The sequence below is a fragment of the Trichococcus sp. genome, assembly GCF_049589555.1.
Taxonomy (GTDB): domain Bacteria; phylum Bacillota; class Bacilli; order Lactobacillales; family Aerococcaceae; genus Trichococcus.
In genome coordinates this window covers 1-2,826 of the sequence record NZ_JBAWAZ010000235.1, presented here as the reverse complement: position 1 = coordinate 2,826, position 2,826 = coordinate 1, and the positions used below count along the sequence as shown (strand labels likewise).

2 protein-coding genes are annotated in these 2,826 nt (G+C 51.9%); both read left to right on the top strand.

Annotation, left to right across the window (positions count from 1 at the left end):
• The coding region (locus tag WBV27_RS08795) for a nitrilase-related carbon-nitrogen hydrolase (protein ID WP_424201277.1) at window positions 1-530 on the top strand (530 nt) is incomplete at its 5' end.
• Window positions 531-763: 233 nt separating this feature from the next.
• A partial coding sequence (gene nifJ, locus WBV27_RS08790) for a pyruvate:ferredoxin (flavodoxin) oxidoreductase (RefSeq protein WP_424201275.1) occupies window positions 764-2,826 on the top strand: 2,063 nt, incomplete at its 3' end.

The following is a 2,826-nucleotide window of genomic DNA, read 5'->3' as shown; positions in this document are numbered from 1 at the left end:
AAATATACAACACAAGCTATACGTTCGATCGCCTAGGCAACGAAATTCACGACTACAGCAAAACCCATTTATTCGATATCCAAGTCGAGGGCGGACAAGTTTTCAGAGAATCCGATACGTTGACCCCCGGGAACGGAATGGGTGTGTTTGCGACCGAATTCGGCCTGTTCGGCTTGGGCATCTGTTTTGACGTCCGATTCCAAAGCGACTGGGAGCTGCTTCAAAAACAAGGGGCGCTTGTCTGTGTGGTGCCCGGCGCGTTCAATATGACGACCGGTCCTGCGCATTGGGAATTGCTGTTCCGAGCGCGCGCAGTCGACAATCAGTTGTTCATGGTGGGGGTCAGTCCTGCCCGCGATCTCGATTTCAGTTACCATGCTTACGGCCATTCGCTTGTGGCTGATCCATGGGGAAGCGTCCTGGCCCAACTGGGTTTTGAGGAAGAAATTGCGATAGTGTCGGTGGATCTCGAGCGCGTTGCATCCGTGAGAAGGCAAATCCCCATTCTCAGTCCAGCGGCTACGGAATGAAAAGTTCCCATTGACTGGACCGAAATATAAAGATATTAAATGCACAAAGAATACTTAAGTTTTCGGAAATTCGGGAACAAACGCTTTTCTTTGTGTACCGGAGCACTTACTATTTTGCTATAATGAAGTCATGCAAATGCATCAGTTGATTACATTTTGCGGGTTAGGGCCTAAAATCAGAAGGACTCTTTCCCCACTGTGTGAACTATACGATTTGAGAGAAGGAATCCTTTATGTCCAACGAGAAAATGTATATGACTGTCGACGGAAATACGGCCGCAGCCTATACATCTTACGCTTTTACTGAAATTTCAGGGATTTATCCCATTACACCCTCTTCACCGATGGCAGATGCTGTCGATCATTGGGCGCAGGAGGGCCGCAAGAACATATTTGGCCAAACCGTGAAAGTGACCCAGATGCAATCCGAGGCCGGAGCAGCCGGAACTGTTCACGGCGCGCTGCAAGCAGGCGCTTTGGCATGTTCCTACACATCATCGCAGGGATTGTTGCTGATGATTCCCGATCTGTACAAAATGGCCGGGCAACTGTTGCCTTCCGTCATCCATGTTGCCGCTCGTGCTGTGGGGGGCCATGCGCTTTCCATCTTCGGTGACCATTCTGACGTGATGGCCTGCAGACAGACCGGTTATGCCTTGCTGTCTTCCTCCAGCGTACAGGAAACGACTGACTTGGCAGCTGTCGCCCATTTGGCGGCTATCAAAGGGCGCGTGCCGTTCCTGCATTTCTTTGACGGCTTCAGGACCTCGCATGAAATCCAAAAAATAGAGGTTCAATCGTATGACGACCTCGCGGAAATGCTGGACCAGGATGCTTTGAAAGCCTTCCGAGACCGCAGCCTCAGCCCGAACCACCCGACACTGCGGGGAACGGCTCAGAATCCGGACGTCTTTTTCCAGACCAAGGAAGCCGCGAACAGATATTACGATGCCGTTCCGGAAATTGTGGAAGGTTATATGGAAAAGATGAACCAATTGACAGGCCGCGACTATCGCCTGTTCAATTATTACGGTGCTGCGGAAGCCGAGCGGGTCATCATCTGCATGGGCTCCGTGTATGAAACAGCCTGCGAGACGGCTGATTACCTGAATCGCTTAGGGGAAAAAGTGGGTGTCCTCAACGTGCATCTTTACCGTCCGTTCAGCGTCGGGCACTTTTTGAAGGCTTTGCCGGATACCGTAAAACGGATTGCGGTTCTTGACCGCACGAAAGAAGCCGGCTCCATCGGCGAACCGCTCTTTTTGGATGTCGTGGCTGCCTTCAACAATCGACTCGATCGTCCGATAATCATCGGCGGCCGCTATGGCTTGGGTTCGAAGGACACAACACCGGAGCAACTGTTCGCAGTCTACAAAAACCTGAAGAAGGAGCAACCGAAGCATCCCTTCACGATCGGGATCAATGATGACGTCACCCACCTGTCGCTTGCGATCGATGAACAGATCGATGTCCGTCAGGAAGGCACGTTCGAGGCGCAGTTTTGGGGATTCGGTTCCGACGGGACTGTCGGGGCCAACAAAAATTCGATCAAAATCATCGGGGATCATACCGATATGCACGTACAGGCTTATTTTTCCTACGATTCGAAAAAATCGGGCGGGGTCACCATTTCCGATCTGCGCTTCGGCAAGGAGCCTATCCATGAACCGTATCTGATCGAAAAGGCTGATTTCGTGGCTTGCCACAACCATGCTTACGTCAAAAAATACGACATGCTGAAGAACCTGAAACCGGGCGGCGCGTTCCTGCTGAACACCAATTGGAGGGCCGAGGATCTCGAACAACGCTTGCCTGCCAAGATGAAGCGGTACATCGCCCAAAACGAGATCGACTTCTACACGATCGACGCAATCAACCTCGCCAAGGAAATCGGCCTGGGCGGGCGGATCAACACAATCTGTCAAGCAGCCTTTTTCAAAATCCTGCCGGTCATACCTGCTGAAGAGGCGATGCAGTACATGAAGGAAGCGGCCCGCAAGTCATACGGGCATAAAGGCGAAGCAATCATTTCCATGAATGAGAAAGCGATCGATGCCGGTATGGAAGCTGTCCAAAAAATCAGCATCCCGGATAGCTGGAAGGATGCGCAAGATGAGCCGGAAGTATTCAATGACCAACCGGATTTTGTCCGCAACATCGCCAGCATGATGGAGCGGATGGAAGGCAACCAATTGCCTGTCAGCGCCTTTTTGGACCGGGCTGACGGGACTTTCCCGCAGGGGACGACGCAATATGAAAAACGCGAAATCGCCGTCCAGATTCCGATCTGGAACCC